This is a genomic window from Rhizobium sp. SVR5-2C (assembly GCF_056755115.1).
The window spans coordinates 1-237 of record NZ_JBNDHT010000584.1 but is presented as its reverse complement, the minus strand read 5'-3'; the positions used below and the strand labels follow the sequence as shown (position 1 = coordinate 237).

General features: G+C 62.4%; 1 pseudogene. It reads right to left on the bottom strand.

The annotated features are described in order from the left end of the window. Positions 1-237 (bottom strand): annotated as a pseudogene (locus ACPYOI_RS37000) (MFS transporter); the annotation flags it as partial.

Here is a 237-nt window from a genome sequence, read left to right as displayed (position 1 = left end):
GGCATAGAGGAAGCTGAGCCAGAGTTCGGCGATCAGCATGCGCTCGAAGCTCGGTGCGGCGACGAGCCAGGCGATGGCCGGGTAGGCTGTCACGAGCGAGAGCGCCGAAAAGACCACGAGTACGGGCTTGCGGCCGATGCGGTCGGAAACAGCGCCCATGACCGGCAGCCAGAAGAAGTTCGATAGGGCAACGCAGAACGTCACGAGAAGACTGTCGGTCTCCGAAAGCTTCAGGAC